This window comes from Bradyrhizobium sp. Leaf396 (assembly GCF_001424605.1).
Taxonomy (GTDB): Bacteria; Pseudomonadota; Alphaproteobacteria; order Rhizobiales; family Xanthobacteraceae; genus Bradyrhizobium; species Bradyrhizobium japonicum_C.
The window spans coordinates 145,440-166,022 of the sequence record NZ_LMQJ01000023.1 but is presented as its reverse complement, the minus strand read 5'-3'; the positions used below and the strand labels follow the sequence as shown (position 1 = coordinate 166,022).

Sequence of the window (20,583 nt, the reverse complement as noted above, 5' to 3'; positions counted from 1 at the left end):
CGCGACGCGAGGCGGGGTGGCCCCTGCCCTAGTGGTCAAGCGCGCTGGTCAGGGCCTTTATATTGTGCCTGACCATGTCAATGTAAGTGGGTGCAAGCCCCTTTTCGCCGGTCAAACCGTCCGAAATCAGGGTGCCGCCGACCTTGGCGCCTGTCTCGGCCGCGATCCGCCGGATCAGCCGATCATCGCTGATATTTTCCAGGAATACCGCCGGGATCCTCGCGGCCTTGATCTGGCTGATGATGGCGGCGATGTCGCGCGCGCTGGGCTCGGTTTCCGTGGAGACACCCAGGGGGGCGATGAACCGGATACCGTATTCGCTGGAGAAATAGCCGAAGGCGTCGTGGGTAGAGATCACCTTGCGCCGCTCGGGCGGGATTTTCACCACGGCCTGCCGGACCTCGCGGTCCAGCGTTTCAAGCTTTTCCAGATAGGCGCTCGCCTGGGCACGGAAGAACTCGGCGTCATCCGGAGCGGCCGCGGCGAGCGCATTGGCGATATCGGTGACGTAGATCTTGGCGTTGGGAATGGACTGCCAGGCGTGGGGATCGGCGGCCGCACCCAGTTTCAGCGGTGTGATGCCCGCGCTCGCGGTCACGACTTTCGCCTTGCTGCCGGCGGACTGCACAAGGCGCGGCAACCAGCCCTCGAGGCCAAGCCCGTTGACGATGACGAGCTTGGCGTCCGCGATCCGTTTCGCATCGCTGGGCGTCGGCGTATAGACATGGACGTCGCCGTCGGCGCCAACCAGTGTCGTCAGATTGATGCGGTCGCCGCCGACGTTGCGGACGAAATCGGCCAGAATCGAGAAGCTCGCGACGACGTTGAGCCGCTCCGCGGCCTGCAGCGGCGAGGCGATCAGCAACAGCGTACAAAGCAGGATGAATCGCATCGTCACGCTTCCAGATGCCGGCCGGGAAACAGTTGCCGGACGATGCCGCCGACGCGGCCGAACAGCACGGAGACCACGTAGATCACCGTCGCCACGAGAATGATCGCAGGGCCTGAGGGCACGCGGGTCTGGAACGACAGCACGAGGCCGGCATAGCCCGAGACGGCAGCAGCAATCACGGCAATGCATATCATGGCGGTGAGATCGCGCGACCAGAACCGGGCGATCCCGGCCGGCAGGATCATGAGGCCGACGGCGAGCAGCGTGCCGAGCGCTTGAAAGCCGTTGACCAGGTTGATGACGACGAGCGCGAGAAACGCGAGGTGCGCAGGTCCCCCCGCGCGGCTGACCGTGCGCAGGAACAGCGGATCGACGCTCTCGATCACGAGTGGCCGGTAGATCACCGCGAGCACCAGCAGCGTGATCGTGGCGTTGATGGCCACCACCAACAGCGTCTGGTCGTCCATCGCCAGAATGTTGCCGAACAGCACATGCAGCAGATCGATATTGGTACCCTTGATCGAGACGATGGTGACGCCGAGCGCGAGCGAGGCGAGATAGAACGTGGCGAGCGAAGCGTCCTCCTTCAGTCCCGTCGAGCGTGCCACCACGCCCGCGAGGATCGCGACCGCAAAGCCGGCGATCAGGCCGCCCGCCGTCATCGCGAACAGATTGAGGCCCGAGAGCAGGAAGCCGACCGCCGCGCCCGGGAGGATTGCATGCGCCATGGCATCGCCGACGAGGCTCATCCGCCGCAACATCAGGAACATGCCGATCGGCGCGCCCGCGAGCGCTAGCGCGATCACGGCGGCGAGCGCCCGCCGCATGAACTCGAATTCGGTGAACGGGCCGATCAGCACGTCATAGATCATCGGATATCAAGCCGCCCGCGAGCTGATATCATCGGCTGCGCAGGCCGCGGCGCTGTCATCGAACGCCTCGCACATCCGCATCGCAACCAGCAGATTTTCCGGCGTCAGCACCTCCGCCGTCGGACCCCACGCCACAGGGCCGCGGGCCAGCACCAGAGTCTCGGCGAAGTGGTTGCGCACCATCTCCATGTCGTGCAGCGCAGCGAGCACAGTCCGGCCTTCGCCGTGCCAGCGCTGCACCAGCGCGAGCAGGTCGGCCGTGGTCTTGCTGTCGATGGCATTGAAGGGCTCGTCGAGCACGATCAGACGAGCGTCCTGGAGCAGCACGCGCGCGAACAGCACGCGCTGCATCTGGCCACCCGAGAGCGTGCCGATCGGTCGGTTCTCGAATCCATTGAGTCCGACGGACGCGAGCGCGCGGAGGATCTTTTCGCGGGCAGCCTTGCCGACGCCACCGAACAGGGAGGTGGCGCGCCACAACCCGGTGCCGACGAAATCGAACACCGAGATCGGGAAGCTGCGGTCGATCTCGGCGCTCTGGGGCAGGTAGGCGATGTCCCTGCGGTCGAGACCGCCGAGATGGATGCTCCCGTCGAGCGGCTTGAGGATGCCGACGATGCCGCGCAACAGCGTCGACTTGCCGGCGCCGTTGGGACCGATCACCGCGACCAGCGCACCTTGTGCAATCTCGCCGTTGAGATGGTGCACGGCCGGATGCCGGTCGTAGCCGAGCGTGACGTTGTGGAAGTGCAGGGCCGCCATGGTCACCTCATCGCCAGCAAGACGATGCCCCAGAGAACGGCACAGACGCCGACTGCGGCCGCAAGGCGACCCGCCATGGTCATGCGCAGGATCGACCAGGGCGCCGCTTGGGCCGGATGCGGTGAGGCCTCATCATGGCTATGGGCGTGGTCGTGCGAATGCCTGTAGCCATGAGGGTGGCTGTGGGCATGGTCATGATGATCGGCGCGGGACGCAGCAGGAACCATGATGTGACGTTATATTATAACATTACCCCTGTCCACGCCCGGCTCACGGCTTGCCGATCACCATCGCGACCGCCGCGGCCACGAATGGAAACGGCACCGATACGGCGCAGCGGAACCAGACGAAACGGGCCGGCATGAACGGGATCTCCCACAAGATCACCCGCTGGAAGGCGAACAGGGCCCAGGCGACGACATAGGCGACCACCTGAGGCACGCCGCCACCGGACTTCAGCGCCACCGTGCCGATGGAGAAGCCAACCACAGGACCGCCGGGCGTCGCGGCGCCAGCGACCACGGCGGTCGCTACCCCGAGCCAACCGCTGTCCGGTCCGAGCCAACCTGTGATCACCTCCTGCGGTATGATGGCGGCGATGTAGCCGGAGCCGATCACACCGAGCGCGATCCGCGGCACGATGTTGATGAAGTCCATCGCGCCTTCTCGAAGCGAGGCTTTGAATACGGGAGGGCCGCGGCGGAATGCGATCAGGCCGACGCCTAGCACCGAGCCCCACAACAGGATGTCGATCAGAAGCGCTGCGCTCAAGTCTCGTCGTCCTTGATGGCGGGCTTCGGATACATCCTCACGTAGACGAAGCGGCCGAGAGCGCCTGCGAGCACCGGCAGCGGCAGCGAGATCACGATCCGCCACAAGGTGAAATCGGTGCCCATGATCGGGATCTCCCAGGCCACCGCCCGGCCGTAGCCGATCAGGGTCCAGCTCACGACCATGGCGATGGTGGCACCGAAATCGGCACCGACCGCGAGCAGCGCGCTCGCCACGGGGTAGGCGGTAAAGGGACCACCGGGCAGGATCGCGCCGAACGCGGTACCAATCAAAAGACCCATCAAGCCGGACTTCGGCCCGAGCGAGCGCGAGACTTTCTCGTGCGGCAGGATCTCCGAGATGAAAGCGCCGAGCAGGCAGCCGGCCAGCACGCGCGGCAGGATGCCGGAGAAGAGCGAGAGGTCGTGGGTCAGAATGTCGAGAACGCCATCGGTGCCGTCGCGACGCCAGACAAGGCCTGCGCTCACCGCCACCAGGACCGCGATGATGATAGTCGACCAGCCGATCGGCTTACGCACACGCCCCGGACGCGGCTCGGAGTCCTCGGCAGGCGCCGGCGTGTTCGGGGAAGGTTCTGACAATGGGTGTGGGGCGGCTCGAGGGTGAATCCTTTTCTGATTAAGGGCGCCGCCGAGGCGATGCAAACGGCGTGATGACAGACCCATGCGCGTACCACGCAGGGCAATTCCGCACAGCAAAAAGGCGGCCGCGCCAGCGACCGCCTTTTGTCAGTCTCGGGCGGCGCGCCGACGCCGACCCGGAACCCATCGGGCGCGAGCCCTAGCATTCGAATGAACTCCGGGCTCACGCTTCGCGCGGCCCGGAATGACATCGTCACGCCTTCTCGAACAGGGACTCCACGTATTCCCAGTTCACGAGGTTCTCGACGAACGCCTTGAGATAGTCGGGGCGACGGTTGCGATAATCGATGTAATAGGAGTGCTCCCAGACGTCGCAGCCGAGAATCGGGGTAGCACCGTGCACCAGCGGATTCTCGCCGTTCGGGGTCTTGGAGATCTCGAGCTTGCCGTTCTTGACCTGGAGCCAGCACCAGCCGGAGCCGAACTGGCCGATGCCGGCCGCCTGGAAGTCCGCCTTGAACTTCTCGAAGCCGCCGAGGTCCTCGTTGATCTTCTTCTCGAGCTTGCCGGGCAGCTTGGTGCCGCCGCCATTGGGCTTCATCCAGCTCCAGAAGTGAATGTGGTTGTAGTGCTGGCCGGCATTGTTGAACACGGCCGGGTTCTTGCCGAACGAGCCCTTGACGATCTCTTCAAGGGACTTGCCTTCCCATTCGGTCCCCTTGAGCGCGTTGTTGCCGTTGGTGACGTAGGCCTGGTGATGTTTGTCGTGGTGATATTCGAGCGTCTCCTTCGACATGTACTGACCGAGGGCGTCATAGGCGTAAGGGAGTGGGGGCAGCGTAAAGGTCATGGGTTCTTGTCCGCAACTGGTGGGGAACGAGTTCTAACGGTCACCCCTTATAGAAGGTTCCGCAGCCGTTAAATACCTCAGAATTTCGAAAACGCGTGGTGCCGACGCTTGGCACGATTGCATAAAATCGTCGCAGGACAAGGACATCTGCGGCAGTCGTGGCGGGCCGATGCAAAATACCATTGCCTTTGAAGCGCTTATGGCGGAACGAATGCCCTGCGCAGCGCCAGTGCGAAAGACGGAGCCATGAGCATCGAGATCGACATTCTGAACGGTGACGCCTCGTGGCCGATAGCGGAGCCGCTGCATCAGGCAGTGTGGGGACCACATGTGATTGCGGACAAGCCCTGGGCGCACGTCAAATGGGCCAATGCCGATCTGCGCGTTCTGATCGAGACGCCCGAGGACGGTCTCGTTTGCCATGTCGGCATCTACTTCCGAACCGTCACCTGGAACGGACAGAAGGTCCACATTGGCGGCATCGGCGGGGTCTGCACGCGCGAGGACCGACGCGGCCGCGGTTATGCAACGATCGCACTCGACGCGGCCGTGCACACGATCAGGGCCAACGAAGCGGTCCGCTTCGCCCTGCTGTTCTGCGAGCCGCACAATTTCGCATTCTACGAGGCCCGCAGCTGGCTCCCCTTCGAGGGCGAGGTCTATTGCGAGCAGCCGGAAGGGCGGATCCGCTTTACCCAGATGGCGCCCTACGTCTTCAACATCGTCCGCGCGCCGACGCTGGGCACCATCGACCTATGCGGCCTGCCCTGGTGAGCCCTGCGTGAGCAAGGGCTGCGCGGGTCGACCCACGTTCTATAATATGTCGACCATCATTTAATATTCCGCCCGGTGAACATGACGATCGATGCCCCCCTAGATGCCGTCCCGCCGGTTGCGCCGGTCGTCTCCCCCATCGCCAGCCTGCTGACCGCACCGATTCTCCCGACGCTGCTGCGGCTCGCGATTCCCAACATGATCGCGATGGTCGGCAGCACGCTGGTTGCGGTGGCCGAGACCTCCTATATCGGCCGGCTCGGCACCATTCCGCTCGCGGCGATCGCGCTGGTGTTTCCGTTCGCGATGCTGACGCAGATGATGAGCGCTGGCGCGATGGGCGGCGGCGTCTCCTCCGCCATCAGCCGCGCGCTGGGCGCTGGGAATCGCGACCGCGCTGCGACGCTGGCGCTGCACGCTGCCATCATCGGCCTCTGCGGCGGGCTGTTCTTCACGGTGATGATGCTCGTCTTCGGCCGCTCCTTCTTCGCGCTCCTCGGCGGACGCGAGCAGGTGCTGGAGGAGGCCAGCAGCTATTCGCAGGTGCTGTTCTCCGGCGCGGTGGCGATCTGGCTCGTCAACACGCTGGCCTCGGTCATCCGTGGCACCGGGGACATGCGCCTGCCTTCGATGACGCTGATCGGAGCGAGCGTGCTCCAAATCGCGCTCGGCGGCACGCTCGGGCTCGGGCTGTTCGGAGTGCCGCAATTCGGCATGCCGGGCGTCGCGAGCGGCCAGTTGATTGCGTTCAGCTGCGCGGCGATCTTCTTCCTCTGGTATCTGTTGTCCGGACGCAGCCGGCTGCCGCTGGCTCTTCGTGCCTTCCATTTCGAGCGCGCGATGTTCGTGGACATTCTTAAGGTCGGCGCGTTGGCCTGTCTGTCGCCGCTCCAGACCGTGCTCACCATCCTGATATTTACCAAGATCCTGGCGACCTTCGGCACCGAAACACTGGCGGGCTACGGCATCGGATCGCGGCTGGAATTCTTGCTCATCCCGATCACCTTCGCCTTCGGCATAGCCTCGGTGCCGATGGTCGGCATGGCGATCGGCGCCGGAGACGTGAAGCGCGCGCGGCGGGTGGCCTGGACTGCGGCGGCGGCCTCCGGACTCACCATCGGCCTGATCGGCCTCGCCGTTGCGCTCGCTCCGTCGCTGTGGGTCGGGCTCTTCACGCGGGATCCCGGCGTCACCGCGGCAGCGCACAGCTATTTCCATTGGGCAGGACCGGCCTTCGTGTTCTTCGGCATGGGCGTGTCGTTGTACTTCTCGTCACAGGGTGCGGCGCGAGTCGGCGGCCCCGTGCTCGCCTCCACGGTGCGGCTCCTGATGGTCGCGATCGGCGGCGTCGGACTGATGACCGCGCAAGCTCCGGCCTGGACTCTGTTCGCGCTGGTCGGTGGCGCCATGGTCGTGTTCGGACTGTCGACCGCGGCGTCTGTCGCCTTCGTGCGATGGGGCAAATGATCATAGGGCGGTAGGCGCGGGAATGTGATTCCAAGCCAGCGTTGCACTATCCTGCCGGGCTGCTATCGAGGCGCTCCATTCTAGGGCCCTTGTCCAGGCTGCGTCGGTGCGCTCTGCGGCGGCGAGATCTGGACGCGCGCCGGGCGCTAGCTCGCTGCCATCATCGCCTTCAACGCCGTCGCCGCCGAGGCATAGCCGCCACGCGCGCCGTCGATGAAATGGACGTGATCGCTCCGCAGCAGCGAGGGTGTGAAGCAGGTCATCATGGCCGCATCCTGCCGGTGGACGCCGTAGCGCACGATACCCTCGCGCGCCGCCGCAGCGAGACGATCGGTGAGGGCACGTTCAAGCTCGACCGTACAGTCGATGACCATGCGCAAGCCGTCATCATATTTCCTGAAGTCCGAGTTCTCAGCCACCTGACGCTTGTAGACGCCAGGCATGAAGCCGCCGGCCTTGAGGTCGAAGCGCATGATCAGATAGGCGAACAGCGTGTAGGCGAGCACGCTGACCCTGCGTGCGAGCAGCGAACCGCCACGCTTGGTGCGGGCCTCGAAGTCCACCCCCTGCGGCGGCCATTTCAGCGGCGGCCCTTGCGGCGGCACCGGGCGGCCGCCATCCGGACTGAGCTCGACCAGATCGATGACGTCCTCGATTACCTTGCGGAAGGCGCGCGGATCGGCACCCCGTGTCGGCATCACCAGCAGCGATAGGATCAATCCGCGGGAGGCCGGAATCACCTCGAATCGGCAGGACAGGCCCGACAGGTCGGGTTGCGTGCCCGCGGGCGCCGCCTCGACCGCAAACTCGCCGCGCTTCATCGCGGCCTCGGCCCAGGCGAGGCCGCCGCCCGAGAACATCGCATAGGACAGGTTGGCCGAAGGCCCGAACCGGGCGACGCGCACGTCCAGGGCCTGCGCACGAATGGCGCTGACCGGCACTAGTGCGACGCGCATGGTCAGATCGAGATCTTCCCGCACCCAGGTCGCAGTCGCAGCCAGCGCCTCGCGGGCCAGTTCGACATCATCCGGCGAAACCGCAAAGCTTGCGCCGTCGCCCCCGAATACGAAGGGAAATTCGCGTCCCGCCAACGCGTTCGTCACCGCCGCGATCACCGCAGCGCCTGCCATGTTCACCGCCTTGTAGCGCTGCGCCGCGATCGCCCTGGTCGAATCGACGATATCGGCAACGCCGATGCTCCAGTCGTCGGGCAGCGGCGAGTAGAGCGCGGGATCCATCAGGCTGGTGAAGCCTCTGAAGACGGGAATGCCGCGATAGAAAGACTCGCCTGAAATCATTCGGAATGCCGGGTGGTTGGAATGCGCGTCGGAACAGAATACGCGGCAGGACCGATCCGGGTTCGCCGGCCGGCAGCCTTTTCGATCATTTGGCCGAAAAGGACACGGACAACAAGATGCCGGCGCTTGCGATTCCGCGGCGGGTCATTGATCGGCGTCAAACGGCCGTCTGGGGAGACCGGATATCGTCATTCAGCTCAAAGGGGTGCATGGGATGATCGAGGTGTCCGACTTTGGCCGCAAGGACTCAGGCTCTCCAGTCCGCCGGCGCACGGGCATTGACCCAGTCAGCGCGGTGAAGATGCCCGAAAGACTGACGGCAGCCGTCGATGCCTGGGCCGAAGCTCATGGCCTGACCCGCTCGGATGCGATCTGCAAGCTGATCGAACTGGGCCTGAAGATGACGCCCCCGGTCGTCCCGCCGGTACACCCGACGGAATCGAGCGCCACCAGGATCGAGGAGATCGCAGTACACGAGATCGAGGCGCTGCTCGATCCCGCATTGCCGGCCGACGAACGCGAACGCCGCATTCGCCGCCTGACCGAGGGGCCGCCGGAATTCTCACAGCAGCGAATTGACCTGCCGAAGGACTCGCCGAAGCAGCGAACGTGAGCGGCTAGTGCAGCTTGTCCTCTTGACGCTTGCGTAGGCTGTCGAGCGACGCATCACGACAGCCGACCAGGCGCACGAATTGCTGTGGGTACATTTCATGGCCGTGACTGCCGGAATTCTGATGCGTCATCGGCGGACAGCGGACATCATCCGGCTCCGTCCGGGATTGCTCCGGCAGACTCCGGTGTGAAGCGGTCATGTTTGGCGGGGTCATGGACTGCTCCCTGTCGATTAGGGCAGATCGGTTGACGTAACCCAATCGATTGCGGGGCATCTTACGACCAGATCCGGACAGATATCATTGTGCCGGATCAACACGATCACGACGGGCGGGTTCCGCTTATGCCGTATTCCCCGCGTCGACGGTGAACACCGTCCCGGTGACATTGCGGCCGCCTTCCCCCAGCAGATATTCCACCATCCGAGCGATGTCGTCCGTTTCCGGCAAGCGGCGCAGCGCGCTGCGGCCGGCGATGCGCTTGCGGCCCTCGTCGGAGAGATTGTGGGTGAGTTCGGTGTCTATGAAGCCCGGAGCGATCGCGTTCACGGTGATGCCGAGCTTGCCGACCTCGCGCGCAAGCGAGCGGGTGAAGCCGGTGGCGGCGGCCTTGGTCGCGCCGTAGACCGACAAGCCGTTGTAGCCTGTGGTCGCGATGATCGAGGAGATGTTGATGATGCGCCCCGCACCATCCGCCATCATCTGCCGCGCAACATATTTTGTGAGGATGATCGGAGACAGCACATTGAGCTGCACCAGCGCCTCGATCTCGGAATTGTGCATGGTGGCAAGCAGGCCCTCGGTGCCGAGGCCGGCATTGTTGACGAGGCCGTAGATCGGGCCGAACTCGTCGCGCACGAGTTTCGCGAAAGCCGGAATTGCATCAATCACGGCGAGATCGCAGGAGCGGAAATGCAGGCGCCCCTCGGATTCGGCAATCGCGCTCTTGAGCTCCTCGCTCTCGCGCCGTGCGGCCGCAACCACGTTGAAGCCGGCGCCGGCGAGCCGCCTGGCGATCGCCAGGCCAATGCCGCGGCTGCCGCCGGTGACGAGAATATTATGCATCGGTGCGCGCCAGTTTTCCGGCCGGGGTGACATCGAGCGCCTCGACGAAGCGGATCACGGCCGGCACCTTGTGCGAGGCGAGCTGGGCGCGGCACTGCTCCAGGATCTGATCCCGGATCCCCTTCGCGTGCGCCGGATCGGTACCCTCGGCAAGAATTACATCGGCGACGACGATGCCGCCGGTGATAGGGCTGCGGCGAGACTTGGCGCGCGACATCCGCACGGCGGGATGGCGGTTGATCACCGCCTCGATCTCCTCAGGGTGGACCTTCAGCCCGCCGATGTTGATGATGCCGCCACGGCGGCCGACGAAGTAATAACGATCACCGCGCAGCTCGACGATATCGCCGGTGTCGACAAACCCCTCATCATCGGTGAGCGCCGCGGCGTTGCGGCCGATATAGGCGTGGGCTGTTCGTGTCGACCGGATCCGCAGCGAGCCGTCCACGACCTTCATCTCGACGCCATTGCGGTTGCCGAGATAGTCGGCCGGAAATCCCTCGAGCCCGTCATTGACGGCGAAACCGACGCCGGCCTCGGTCGAGGCATAGGCGTGGCCGACGGAGGCATGGGGAAACGCCACTTTGAGGCCGTCGAGCACGGCCTGGTCGGCGATCTCGCCGGAGAGACGGACGTAAGCCGGGGCGAACTGCGCGGCCGAGCCGCTCATCAGGAGCTTGCGCCAGTGCGAGGGCGTGCCGGAGATGTGCGACACGCCGCGCGCGTTCAGCCGCGCGATGTGATCGGTGAGTGCCTCATGGGGATCGGACAGCACCATCGAACCGCCGGAGAGGACGGCGCGGAGGAATATCTGCAAACCGCCATAACGGCGGATGTCGTAGAACGTCGCCCATACCGGCGCAGGCCCGCGTGCGGGGCCTTCGGCAACGATCGCGCCTGTCAGCGCTTCCAGCGTATGGCCGGCGATCTTTGGCACGCCCGAGGTGCCCGAGGTGAGCATCAGCCATTCGGTGGCGCGTTCGGTCCTGGTCCGCGCGGTGGCTTGAAGCGGCAACTGCGCGGTGACGACCAGCGGCACGCCAGTGCCGGCCCAACGATCCGGCTCGTCCGTCACGACGGCATCGATTCCGGCATCCGCGACCAACGCGTCGAGATGCGCCGGGTTGAGATCGGGCGGGCACAGCAGCATGCGACGGGCGACGCCGTCGAGTTCGATCATGGCAAGGCCCGACCGGAGCTGGTCCGACAGCTTGAGCAGCACGGCGCGGCCCGACAGCTCGCGCAGCCGGCCGCCCAGAACCGTATGCGACAGGATGTCGGTCAGCGACACGACGTCGTGCGCATCGGAGATCGTGCGGCCTTTCAGCTCCGCGCCGAGATGATCGCGAAGCGCGAAGATCTCACGCGGGGACATTTTCGTAGGCCCGCACGAAATCGCCGACGGTGGCGGGAAACGCTGCGTCCCCGGAAATGGTGAAGGGGTCGACGCCGGTCTCGTCCTCGAGACGCGCGACCAGGATCGCGAAGGCGAGCGAGTCGAAGCCCGTCTCGTGCAGGGACAGATCGTCCGAGAGCGCAGGAAGCGCGACGTGCTGTTCCTTGGCGATCTGCTGAATGGCTTCGATGACCTTTGACCTTACCGACATGGCTGGCTCGCTTTTCATTATCAATTCGTGTTACGGCGGCTCTTGATGACCGCCTCCCCATGACCGTCTGTTTACCCGACAGAAGTAAATGGCTTCTTGGACAATTCAGATAAAATTGGACCTATCTGCTGATTTCCGCAGGCCTACAGCCTGATCGTGCCGTCGTTGATGCGTGCATTGACCTCGGCATCCAGCGCGACGTAGGCGCCGGATTTCGGCTCGAGCATGAACAGCGGATCGGAGATCGCGCTGGGGTCAAACCCCTGCCGCGCGAGAACGCCTTTCTTCTGCTTGAACGTTTCGGTGGCGTCGAGCTCCCGCGAGATACGGATGAAGACCGGGCGGGCGTAAGCCGGGAGGCGAAGTGCGAGATGAGCAGGCAGCGCGGTGATGTCAAAACCCTCGTTCACGACTATCGCACTCATCCCGGCCCGACCGTCGGCGCCGGGTATGCTGACGCCATAGGTGGTGGCGTCGACCACGCCGGTGAAATCGCGCACGGCGTCGTTGACCTCCGAGGTCGCGACATTCTCGCCCTTCCAGCGGAAGGTGTCGCCGATGCGGTCGACGAAATGGAAAAAGCCCTTGTCGTCCATCCGCATCAAGTCGCCGGTGCGAAACCAGGCGTCGCCCTTGGCAAAGACGTCGCGCAGGATCTTCTTCTCGGTCTCGTCGGCATCGGTGTAGCCCTCGAATCGGCCGCCGCCCTGGTCCGCGGTGCCGATGCGGCCGATGGCCTCGCCGGCCTCGCCGCGGGCGCAGGCCATGCAGAGGCCCTCGTCACTGCGCAGCGGCGCGCCGCTATCGGGGTCGAGCTTGACGAGACTGGCCGGAAAGCGATGCGCGAGCAGCGGCGGGATGCGCCCGATTGCGCCAGGTTGCCCCTCGACATTGAACAGCGAGAAATTGCCTTCCGTTGCCGCGTAGAATTCGAGGATGCGCGGAATGGCGAAACGAGCCTGAAAGTCTTCCCAGATGTCGCCGCGCAAGCCGTTACCGCAGACCAGCCGTAGGCGATGGCGGTTCTCATATTCCGACGGCGGCGCCTTCAGCAGATAGCGACAGAGCTCCCCGATATACTGGAACAGCGTGCAGTCGTGGCGCACGATGTCGGACCAGAAGTTCGAAGCCGAAAACTTATCCGCAATCACCACGGAGCCGCCGGCAGCCAGCATGCTGCATGGGGCGACGATGCCGCCAACCGAATGGAATAGCGGCAGACAGTTGTAGAGCCGATCCTGCGGTGTCGCGCCTGTGAGACCAGCGAACCAGAAGCCCCAGTTGAGGATGCGGCGGTGACTGATACTGGCCGCTTTCGGCAGGCCCGTGGTGCCCGATGTGTAGATCAGCAGAGCGCGATCTTCGATGCTGACATCGCCGTGCTCGTCCGGCGCGAGCGGGCCGTCGTCCAGGACGGCAAGCGCGACGTCGATCGCACGTTCGCCGCGGGCATCGCCATGGGTCCAGACCTTGGCTTGCGTCTTCAGATGCGGCTTCGCGCTCTCCAGCACCTCCGAAAGATCATGCGCGACGATGATGTGTCGGGGTGCGGCGACATCGATGCAATGCGCAAGCGACTGCCCCACCAGCTTTGTGTTGAGCAGCGCGACCACAGAGCCGACGCGGCTGATGCCGAGCCATGCCGCGAGATAGTCGATGCCGTTCGGCATGATCAGTGCGACGGTATCACCCTTGACGAGGCCGACCGAGCGCGCCCAGCGCGCGTAGCGATTGATACGCTTCGACAGGCCTTCGTAATCGAGCGCGCCAATGTCGGTGACCAGCGCCGCGCGATCGGGCTGGCGTCGCGCCCAATCGTCGACGACGTCGGCGAACAGACGTCCCGGCAGCGTCTCGATCCGTGCGGTGAGCTCGATCGCCTTCAGCCAGATCTTCGACGCCGACGGCGCGCGCGCGGATTTCGCTTGCTCGATGACAGCGGTGGTCATGCTGTTGTTCTCTCGGGCCATGGCTGCTGGTTCGCCGATCTTAGCCCGCACCGCCCTGCCCAGGTGTTAAGGGGCAGGGTAAAAGCCGGTTAGTGCGCGATTAACGCTAGTCATTCCTTACCAGCCCGCCGGCTGCACGAGACGGCCCGCACAAGGCCAACGAAATTGGCGGCTCAGCTGTTACGCCAGCACCGGCGCCGAAACGCCAGGCAGGCGCTAGCCGCTTCGCCCGCGGCGCAAATGGCGCGGCGGTGCGTTGACGGGATAATATGGATTGAGGTCACAGGTCGCGGCGCGGCCCGAAGCGGTGGCGCGGCATTGCGGGATGGATGTGAAGGAGCAGTCGTACCACTCCCCGCCACCGCCATTCGCGCCGGAATAAACGTGCATGCAGACGGGGTAGCGTGGATCGAAGGTCTGCGCGTGGGAGGGCGCAATCACAAGCCAAGCGCCGACGGCGGGGAGCAGGGCGAGCGAAGCACAGGACGAGAAGATCCGAGGAAACCGCATCGTGGGACCGCTAGTACTGTTGCCTCTGTCGCTTGCGCGGGCGCGGCGGGGGTTGGTCGAAGGCGTAATAGGGATTCAGGTCACAGCTCGCCGAGCGGCCCGAGGCGGAGGCTCGGCACTGCGGCAGTGAGGTGAAGGAGCAGTCGAAATAATCGCCGCCGCCGCCGAAGCCGCCGGGCGTATAGACATGCATGCACACGGGATAGCGCGGATCATAGGTCTGGGCGCTGGCATCGGCCGCGACGAATAGGGTCACAATTGCGGTGACGGTCAGTATCGGCAAGCGCATGGAAAAAATCCTCGAATCGAACACGGCGCCGGCACGGATGCCGGTCACCTCAGTCACCTCATATGGCATAACACCACGCTGGAGGCGACTGTTCCTAGAGAGAGATGACGGCAAGGTGAGTGGAGCGCTCTCGCAGCACTCGCCCTCGCCATAGCCGGGGTTGACGGCCGAACCAGCGGCTACGCGCCGAGCCCTTGCAACACCAGCCGGTTCAGCCTTGCCGCGAACGCCGCCGGATCTTCCGGCAATTCGCCGTCCAGGATCTGCGCCTGCTCGAGCAGAAGCAGGCTGAGATCGTCCACGACCTTCGAGCCTGCTTGCGCCTTGGTGACCGCGGTAACCAGCGGATGCCGCAAATTGATCTCGAGGATCGGCTTGGTCTTCATGCCGCGGTTCTGCTGCGCCAGGATTCGCTCCAGCTCGCGGCTCGGCCCCTGGCTGTCGGCGACGAGGCAGGAGGCCGAGCTGGTGAGCCGCGTCGAGGCCTTGACGTCGCTGACGCGTTCGCCGAGCGCAGCCTTGATCACGGCGACGGTGGCGGCCTCATCCGCGGCCGGTTCTTCCTTCTTCGCCTCATCCTTGTCGTCAATGCGTGGGATCAGGTCGAGATTGAGATCGCCCTGGCTCAACGATTTCAGCGGCTTGCCGTCGAACTCCGAAGGCATCGAAGTCCAGAAGGCATCAACCGGGTCGGACAGCAGCAGCACCTCGATGCCGCGCGCGGTCGCGGCCTCGAGCCGTGGGTTGGATTTCAGCCGCTCGATGCTGTCGCCGACCAGGTAATATATTTCGGTCTGGTTCGGCTTGAAATCGGCGATGACCTGCTTCAGCGACCGCTTCTCGCCCGATGTGGTGGTGAAGCGCGACAGCGCGAGCAGCTTTTCGCGCCGCTCGAAATCCTCATAGATGCCTTCCTTTAGCACCGCGCCGAAGGCGTCCCAGATCTTGGCAAAATTCTCCGGGTCCTTCTCGGCAAGGCTTTCCAGTTCGGATACGACACGGGTCGCCACGGCTTTGCGGATCTGCGCGAGCTGCGGATTGTTCTGGAGCATCTCGCGCGAGATGTTGAGCGGAAGATCCTCGCTGTCGACGACGCCGCGGACAAAGCGCAGATAGCCCGGCAACAGATCGGCATCATCGGTGATGAAGACGCGGCGGACGTAGAGCTTGACCCGGCCCTTACGGTTCGGCTCGAACAGGTCGAACGGCTTGGTCGAGGGCGCGAACAGCAGCACGGCGTAGGAATACCGGCCTTCGGCACGGTAATGCAGCGTCATCGCGGGGTCGTCGAAGGCGGAGGCGATCTGATGATAGGCCTTCTTGTAGTCCTCCGCTGTCAGCTCGGATTTCGACCGCTGCCATAGCGCGCTCGCCGAATTGATCTGGCGCGGCTCGCCCTCTTCGGGCACGAGCTCGATCGGGAACAGGATGTTGTCGGAATAGGCCGTGACGATGCGCTCGATCTCGTAGGTCTCGAGATATTTCTTGGCATCGTCCTTCAGGTGCAGGACGATCTCGGTGCCGCGCGTCACGCGCGCGGCGTCCTCGTCGCTCGCGCGGGCGATCTCGAAGCCGGAGCCGCCTTGGGAGCTCCAGGTCCAGACGTCGCTCTCGCCGGCGCGGCGGCTGATGACGACGATCTTCTCGGCGACCATGAAGGCGGAGTAGAAGCCGACGCCGAACTGCCCGATCAGGCCGAGCCCGTCCTTGGCCTCTTTCAGCTTCGACACGAACGCCTTGGTGCCGGAGCGGGCGATGGTGCCGAGGTGGTCGATCAGCTCCTGCCGCTCCATGCCGATGCCGTTGTCGGCGATCGTGAGCGTCTTGGCAGTCTTGTTCGGGATGATGCGGATCTTGAGGGCGTCGCCCTCCCCCAGCAGGGCGGGACTGCCGATGGCCTCGTAGCGCAGCTTGTCGCACGCATCGGAGGCATTGGAGATGAGCTCGCGGAGGAAGATGTCGGTTTCCGAATAGACGGAATGCACCATCAGGTGCAGCAGTTCGGAAACTTCGGCCTGGAAAGGCTGCGTATGCACAGCCGTGTCTGACGTCGTCATGCGCTTACCCGGTCAAAACAAAAGGGAAGGAACCCGGATATAGCGCGAGGCAATGACGGATCAAGAGGATGTGAAGCGATCGCCCTGCGGTGCTGTCGTCCTGAGAGCGCAGATCAGGTCACGCAGCGGCCGGGCTGGAGAAGCTTGGCGACTTCGGTCAGGGAGCTCACCATCGGCTCGCAGGCGATCGTTGGCTTGCTGCGTACCTTCTTCTGGTTCTGGAGCAGCAGTGGCGGCTTGGCGTTGCCGGTCTCGATGGTCGCGGGGACCCGCAGCAGCACGGACGTCTCGGCGAGGTCGTTCAGCCGCATCGACACCGTGCGCGTGGCAACCGGCGCCGGCTTAAGCCCAGCGAGACGGTCCGCCTTCGCGGCGCGATTGACGTTCTGGCTGGGCGCGGAAATCGAGCTGTGGCTGGGGATATCGGCGACTGCCTGCCAACGGTCGGCCAGATCGTGCCCAGACGCCAATTGCACGGCACCCAGCGTCGCGACGATCGCGACGGCACCCAAAAAGACCTTTTGAATCTGTGACATGGCTGTCGATCCCTCGCCCCCATGGCGATCGCGGGAACAACGCCGCCGCAGGAGCGGGAGTTCTTGACCGTTACGATCACTTAACCGTGTGCGAAAAAGGCCGCAGGCACGCAAAATATTTCGCGCTTGGGGGAACGACTTTCGCGACCAGGAGTCGTCTCAGCAGCCGGCTATTCCCCCCTGCCCCATAGGCCGGCGACGTAGGGCGCGACTGTGGTGATGCCAGTCGCGCCTTACTTTTGTCTGGTGTCATTCCGCCGGCCGCGCCAGCCACGCCCGTCCTTCGTCATAGAGCTTCTCGACTTCGGGACCGGTGAGGCCCGGCATGTCGCGCTTGACCTTATAGCCGATCAGCTCCTGCATATAGGCGAGGTGACGGTAGCCTTCGGGCAGCACGGCGAGCGCCTGCTGATCAAGGCGCAGCGTCGCGGCGGGATCGACCGGATCCATCCGATCCTTCTCGTAGATTGGCTGGCGCCGGACGATGCCCCATCGACCCTGCCGCTTCTCCAGGAAATCATAGAAGCGCCCGGTGCAGACGACGTCGCAGAGCACGTCGTGGACGAGTGCGCGCTGCGAGATCGTCATCTTGGTCTGCGCGATGGCTCGCGCACCCGCAAGATCGATGCTGGTGCCGCCGAGGAAATGCAGGATGCGCACGCCTTTGGCAAATCCCTCCTGGCTGACACGCATGAAATCCCGCGCCGGCCCCTGAAACCAGGTAGCGGACATCCAGCCTTCCTCATGCCAGACGGTGGCGAAGCGCTCCCAGTCGCCAGCGTCGCGCCACACCGCCCAGTTTTCGACGAGGTCGCGGATGGTGAGACGATCAAGGAGCCGCTGGTCCATGGCAAATCTCCGACGGGGATCAAGGCATGAGGTATGAGCGGCGAAGTCGATCCGCGTCAAGCGCGAGCGGCGGCATGAAAAATCCGGCGTGCCTTGCAGCACGCCGGATCAGATCGTTTCGCGAAATGGCGCCTTATGCCGCCGGCGCTTTCGGCGTGCGGTTGCGCGAGTTGCGCTGGAAGAACAGGGCCTGGCTCGCGACCGCCGACACCATCGCGGGCTGGAACGGTTTTGAGATCAGAAATGCCGGCTCGGGCCGCTCGCCGGTGAGGAAGCGCTCCGGATAGGCCGTGATGAAGACCACCGGCACCTCGAAGGTGCGCAGCAGCTCGTTGACGGCATCGAGGCCCGACGAGCCATCTGCGAGCTGGATGTCGGCGAGGATCAGGCCGGGCCGCTTGTTCTTGGCGAGGGCCACCGCATCGGCATGGGTGCGGGCGACGCCGACGACGTTGTGGCCGAGATTCTTCACCAGGCTCTCGAGGTCCATGGCGATGAAGGTCTCGTCCTCGATGATGAGGACATCGGTCGCGATTTCGGCGGCCATCTCCCGTCCTGCAGCATCCGCGAGCCGCCGCGTCTCAGCGACGTCGGTCCCGAGAATGAAGGCAACTTCCTCTTCCGAAAAGCCCTCGAGCGAAAGCAGCAGAAAGGCCTGGCGCGGCAACGGCGTGATGTTCGACAGCCGCCGCTCCGGCGGCATCGGCAGGGTCGTCACCTCGGCATCGTCGTTGACGGAGACCGAATTCCAGATCTGCGTGAACAGCCGGAACAGGCCAGCCCTGGGCCCATGGCTCTCATCGAGCACCGACGGGTCTCCCAGCATGGCCTCCAACATGGCTGCGACATAGGCGTCACCGGAGGCCTGGCTGCCCGTCAGGGCGCGCGCGTACCGGCGCAACAACGGCAAGTGTTCAGCAACAAGCTGTGAACGGGACATCCCCACTCCATTCGTCTTCGGGCCAACCTTACACGACGACGCGTCACGCGGGGGGCCCAGGTTCCCCTGCTGGGCTGACTACGCCTCTGGCCGAGAAAAGTTCCGACGAACTGGGAACTTTTTAGCGCAGCTGGAATTGTGCCTATCCAGGGAACGGCTCCCGGTTGAGAAAACTTCTCGATTTCACAGTAACTTAACTCGGGGAAACGTGGAACAGGTCATGAAAGATCTCAAGTCTCAAGCCAGCAGAAGCACGACCCCCGGCAAGGGAGGCCTCACTCCGGAGATTCAATCCCGGATCGGGCACCAGTTGCGGGCCATGTACGATGATGTCGTGCGGCAAGGGGTTCCCGATCGGTTCGCAGAACTGATCAAGAAGCTTGATGCGCCAGGAGCGACTCCCCACGTGGAAAATGAGGGTGGATCCAACGACAACAACAATGGGAGGGATTAATGCCTCTCACGGACTCCCTGCGCAACGACATCTTGGCGGCCGTGCCCAGCCTGCGCGCCTTCGCCATCTCGCTCAGCGGCAATGCGGACCGCGCGGACGACCTCGTCCAGGAGACGCTGCTGCGTGCCCTCGCCAACATCGACTCGTTCCAGCCCGGCTCAAACCTGCCGGCCTGGCTGTTTACGATCCTGCGCAACCTGTTCCGCTCCGATTATCGCAAGCGGCGGCGCGAGGTCGAGGATGCCGAAGGCAACTATGCGAAGACTCTGAAGACGCAGCCTTCGCAGAATGCGCACCTCGAATTCGAGGAGTTTCGCACCGCGCTCGATAAGCTTCCGCAAGATCAGCGGGAAGCCTTGATCCTGGTCGGCGCGTCCGGCTTCTCCTATGAGGACGCAGCCTCGATCTGCGGCTGCGCGGTCGGCACCATCAAGAGCCGCGTCAACCGAGCCCGTTCGAAGCTCGCCGCGCTGCTCTATGTCGACGGCGCCGAGGATTTCGGGCCCGACGAGACGGTGCGCGCCGTGATCGGCGGCAGCGGCGGCTAAGAGCCGGAAATGCTGAAAGACGGCCGTATCGACGGCCGTCTTTGGCACGTCTACACCGACGGCGTCGAGCTCAGGGCAGGCGTTCACACATCCACGAACGTTACGGTCTCGCCCAAGCTCGCCCGCGAGGTGCGATAACTGTTGACCTTGTGCGCATTGTCCGCATAGCCGAACGAAATGCCGCAGACGACGCGGCGATCGTCGGACAGATTGAAGTGGCGGCGGATCAACCCGGAATGCCGCGCGAGCGCGGCCTGCGGTATCGTGCCGAGCCCGAGCGCCTGCGCGGCCAGCATGAAATTGCTGACATAGGCGCCGCAATCGATCGCACCGTAGATGCCGAGCGGCTCGTTGGTGTGGATGACGGCGACATGCGGCGCGCCGAAGAAATTGTAGTTCTCCAGCGCCTGCTTGGCATAAGCCATCTTGTCGCCGCGGGCGATGCCGAGCGTGTTGTAGAGCTGGAAGCCGCTCTCACGGCGACGCTCCAGATATATCCCGACATATTCGCGCGGCGGGGTGAAGTCGTAGTCATCACCGAGCCCCTTGGAGGCCTCCGCGTAGATCGCCTTGCGAAAGCGCTCCTTGGCCTCGCCGCTGGCGATGACGACCTGCCAGGGCTGGCTGTTGCACCATGACGCGGTGCGCTGCGCGGTGGTCAGCACATGCTCGATGATCGCGCGATCGACTTCCTTGGCAAGGAACGCGCGGACGGAGTAGCGCTCATTGAGAAGCTCTTCGAGCACGCCGATGCGGTCTTCGGTGGAGTAGTTGGCGTTGGGCCCTTTGGCGTCCATGACTAGTCTCGCTTTCGTGCCCCGCCGAGCCGAGGCCCATTGTGACTCCTGCATCCCCGCTCAGCGGAGCAGCACTTCGCGCC

25 protein-coding genes are annotated in these 20,583 nt (G+C 64.3%); 5 read left to right on the top strand and 20 right to left on the bottom strand.

Features of this window, described 5'->3' with window-relative positions; translation table 11 throughout:
* Nucleotides 1–28 precede the first annotated feature (28 nt).
* The 7 genes from ASG57_RS20985 to ASG57_RS20955 form a co-directional block, all read right to left on the bottom strand.
* A complete protein-coding gene (locus tag ASG57_RS20985; protein ID WP_024337344.1) occupies nucleotides 29–892 on the bottom strand; it encodes a metal ABC transporter solute-binding protein, Zn/Mn family in 864 nt (287 codons plus the stop codon).
* Nucleotides 893–894: 2 nt separating this feature from the next.
* The gene (locus tag ASG57_RS20980) at nucleotides 895–1,764 is read right to left on the bottom strand and encodes a metal ABC transporter permease (RefSeq protein WP_057197296.1); all 870 of its coding nucleotides are present in this window, start codon (nucleotides 1,762–1,764) and stop codon (nucleotides 895–897) included.
* A 6-nt stretch (nucleotides 1,765–1,770) separates the two neighbouring features.
* On the bottom strand, nucleotides 1,771–2,526 hold the full coding sequence (locus ASG57_RS20975; protein ID WP_057197294.1) for a metal ABC transporter ATP-binding protein: 756 nt from the start codon (nucleotides 2,524–2,526) through the stop codon (nucleotides 1,771–1,773).
* Nucleotides 2,527–2,528: 2 nt separating this feature from the next.
* Nucleotides 2,529–2,753: a hypothetical protein gene (locus ASG57_RS39265; RefSeq protein ID WP_035728841.1), complete on the bottom strand. Its 225-nt coding sequence runs from the start codon at nucleotides 2,751–2,753 to the stop codon at nucleotides 2,529–2,531.
* Nucleotides 2,754–2,796: 43 nt separating this feature from the next.
* The gene (locus ASG57_RS20965; protein ID WP_024337341.1) at nucleotides 2,797–3,297 is read right to left on the bottom strand and encodes a hypothetical protein; all 501 of its coding nucleotides are present in this window, start codon (nucleotides 3,295–3,297) and stop codon (nucleotides 2,797–2,799) included.
* Nucleotides 3,294–3,899, bottom strand: a complete 606-nt coding sequence (locus ASG57_RS20960) for a permease (RefSeq protein WP_024337340.1) — start codon at nucleotides 3,897–3,899, stop codon at nucleotides 3,294–3,296. Before ASG57_RS20960 ends, ASG57_RS20965 begins: the two co-directional genes overlap by 4 nt.
* 253 nt (nucleotides 3,900–4,152) lie before the next feature.
* Nucleotides 4,153–4,749 carry a superoxide dismutase gene (locus tag ASG57_RS20955; RefSeq protein ID WP_057197292.1) on the bottom strand — a complete coding sequence of 199 codons (597 nt, stop codon included), beginning with the start codon at nucleotides 4,747–4,749 and terminating at the stop codon, nucleotides 4,153–4,155.
* A 246-nt stretch (nucleotides 4,750–4,995) separates the two neighbouring features.
* Here ASG57_RS20955 and ASG57_RS20950 point away from each other — a divergent pair, with 246 nt between their 5' ends.
* Together ASG57_RS20950 and ASG57_RS20945 are read left to right on the top strand one after the other, a co-directional pair.
* On the top strand, nucleotides 4,996–5,523 hold the full coding sequence (locus tag ASG57_RS20950; RefSeq protein WP_057197290.1) for a GNAT family N-acetyltransferase: 528 nt from the start codon (nucleotides 4,996–4,998) through the stop codon (nucleotides 5,521–5,523).
* Nucleotides 5,524–5,604: 81 nt separating this feature from the next.
* Nucleotides 5,605–6,990, top strand: coding sequence for an MATE family efflux transporter (locus tag ASG57_RS20945; RefSeq protein ID WP_024337337.1), 1,386 nt, complete (start codon nucleotides 5,605–5,607; stop codon nucleotides 6,988–6,990).
* Between the two features lie 146 nt (nucleotides 6,991–7,136).
* Here ASG57_RS20945 and ASG57_RS20940 read toward each other — a convergent pair whose 3' ends face one another.
* The gene (locus ASG57_RS20940; RefSeq protein ID WP_024337336.1) at nucleotides 7,137–8,288 is read right to left on the bottom strand and encodes a DUF3095 domain-containing protein; all 1,152 of its coding nucleotides are present in this window, start codon (nucleotides 8,286–8,288) and stop codon (nucleotides 7,137–7,139) included.
* A gap of 214 nt (nucleotides 8,289–8,502) precedes the next feature.
* Between ASG57_RS20940 and ASG57_RS20935 the strand changes: the two genes are divergently transcribed.
* The gene (locus ASG57_RS20935) at nucleotides 8,503–8,901 is read left to right on the top strand and encodes a hypothetical protein (RefSeq protein ID WP_024337335.1); all 399 of its coding nucleotides are present in this window, start codon (nucleotides 8,503–8,505) and stop codon (nucleotides 8,899–8,901) included.
* Nucleotides 8,902–8,905: 4 nt separating this feature from the next.
* On the opposite strand, the gene ASG57_RS38955 is transcribed toward ASG57_RS20935, so the two are convergent.
* The 11 genes from ASG57_RS38955 to ASG57_RS20880 all read right to left on the bottom strand — a co-directional run bounded on the left by ASG57_RS38955 (nucleotide 8,906) and on the right by ASG57_RS20880 (nucleotide 18,701).
* The gene (locus ASG57_RS38955) at nucleotides 8,906–9,115 is read right to left on the bottom strand and encodes a hypothetical protein (protein ID WP_035697809.1); all 210 of its coding nucleotides are present in this window, start codon (nucleotides 9,113–9,115) and stop codon (nucleotides 8,906–8,908) included.
* A gap of 126 nt (nucleotides 9,116–9,241) precedes the next feature.
* Nucleotides 9,242–9,964 carry an SDR family NAD(P)-dependent oxidoreductase gene (locus ASG57_RS20925; protein WP_024337334.1) on the bottom strand — a complete coding sequence of 241 codons (723 nt, stop codon included), beginning with the start codon at nucleotides 9,962–9,964 and terminating at the stop codon, nucleotides 9,242–9,244.
* A complete protein-coding gene (locus ASG57_RS20920; protein ID WP_024337333.1) occupies nucleotides 9,957–11,339 on the bottom strand; it encodes a class I adenylate-forming enzyme family protein in 1,383 nt (460 codons plus the stop codon). The genes ASG57_RS20925 and ASG57_RS20920 overlap by 8 nt, the downstream gene beginning before the upstream one ends.
* Nucleotides 11,326–11,571, bottom strand: a complete 246-nt coding sequence (locus ASG57_RS20915) for an acyl carrier protein (protein WP_057197479.1) — start codon at nucleotides 11,569–11,571, stop codon at nucleotides 11,326–11,328. The genes ASG57_RS20920 and ASG57_RS20915 overlap by 14 nt, the downstream gene beginning before the upstream one ends.
* Before the next feature lie 143 nt (nucleotides 11,572–11,714).
* Entirely contained in the window at nucleotides 11,715–13,520 is a 1,806-nt protein-coding gene (locus ASG57_RS20910) for a long-chain-acyl-CoA synthetase (RefSeq protein WP_156402760.1), read from the bottom strand.
* 216 nt (nucleotides 13,521–13,736) lie between these two features.
* Nucleotides 13,737–14,030: a DUF3551 domain-containing protein gene (locus ASG57_RS20905; protein ID WP_057197286.1), complete on the bottom strand. Its 294-nt coding sequence runs from the start codon at nucleotides 14,028–14,030 to the stop codon at nucleotides 13,737–13,739.
* A gap of 10 nt (nucleotides 14,031–14,040) precedes the next feature.
* Nucleotides 14,041–14,319: a DUF3551 domain-containing protein gene (locus ASG57_RS20900; RefSeq protein ID WP_024337330.1), complete on the bottom strand. Its 279-nt coding sequence runs from the start codon at nucleotides 14,317–14,319 to the stop codon at nucleotides 14,041–14,043.
* A 179-nt stretch (nucleotides 14,320–14,498) separates the two neighbouring features.
* Nucleotides 14,499–16,376 carry a molecular chaperone HtpG gene (gene htpG / locus ASG57_RS20895; RefSeq protein ID WP_057197284.1) on the bottom strand — a complete coding sequence of 626 codons (1,878 nt, stop codon included), beginning with the start codon at nucleotides 16,374–16,376 and terminating at the stop codon, nucleotides 14,499–14,501.
* A gap of 113 nt (nucleotides 16,377–16,489) precedes the next feature.
* Nucleotides 16,490–16,912 (bottom strand): hypothetical protein, encoded by a 423-nt coding sequence (locus ASG57_RS20890; RefSeq protein WP_024337328.1) that lies wholly within the window; start codon nucleotides 16,910–16,912, stop codon nucleotides 16,490–16,492.
* Between the two features lie 249 nt (nucleotides 16,913–17,161).
* Complete coding sequence (locus ASG57_RS20885; protein WP_057197283.1) at nucleotides 17,162–17,761, bottom strand: nuclear transport factor 2 family protein; 600 nt, start codon at nucleotides 17,759–17,761, stop codon at nucleotides 17,162–17,164.
* A gap of 133 nt (nucleotides 17,762–17,894) precedes the next feature.
* The gene (locus ASG57_RS20880; protein WP_024337326.1) at nucleotides 17,895–18,701 is read right to left on the bottom strand and encodes a response regulator; all 807 of its coding nucleotides are present in this window, start codon (nucleotides 18,699–18,701) and stop codon (nucleotides 17,895–17,897) included.
* A 220-nt stretch (nucleotides 18,702–18,921) separates the two neighbouring features.
* Here ASG57_RS20880 and ASG57_RS20875 point away from each other — a divergent pair, with 220 nt between their 5' ends.
* Both ASG57_RS20875 and ASG57_RS20870 read left to right on the top strand, forming a co-directional pair.
* Entirely contained in the window at nucleotides 18,922–19,155 is a 234-nt protein-coding gene (locus ASG57_RS20875; RefSeq protein WP_024337325.1) for a NepR family anti-sigma factor, read from the top strand.
* Nucleotides 19,155–19,703: a sigma-70 family RNA polymerase sigma factor gene (locus tag ASG57_RS20870; protein ID WP_018316216.1), complete on the top strand. Its 549-nt coding sequence runs from the start codon at nucleotides 19,155–19,157 to the stop codon at nucleotides 19,701–19,703. Before ASG57_RS20875 ends, ASG57_RS20870 begins: the two co-directional genes overlap by 1 nt.
* An 83-nt stretch (nucleotides 19,704–19,786) precedes the next feature.
* Here ASG57_RS20870 and ASG57_RS20865 read toward each other — a convergent pair whose 3' ends face one another.
* On the bottom strand, nucleotides 19,787–20,500 hold the full coding sequence (locus tag ASG57_RS20865) for a nitroreductase (protein WP_057197281.1): 714 nt from the start codon (nucleotides 20,498–20,500) through the stop codon (nucleotides 19,787–19,789).
* Nucleotides 20,501–20,583 lie beyond the last annotated feature (83 nt).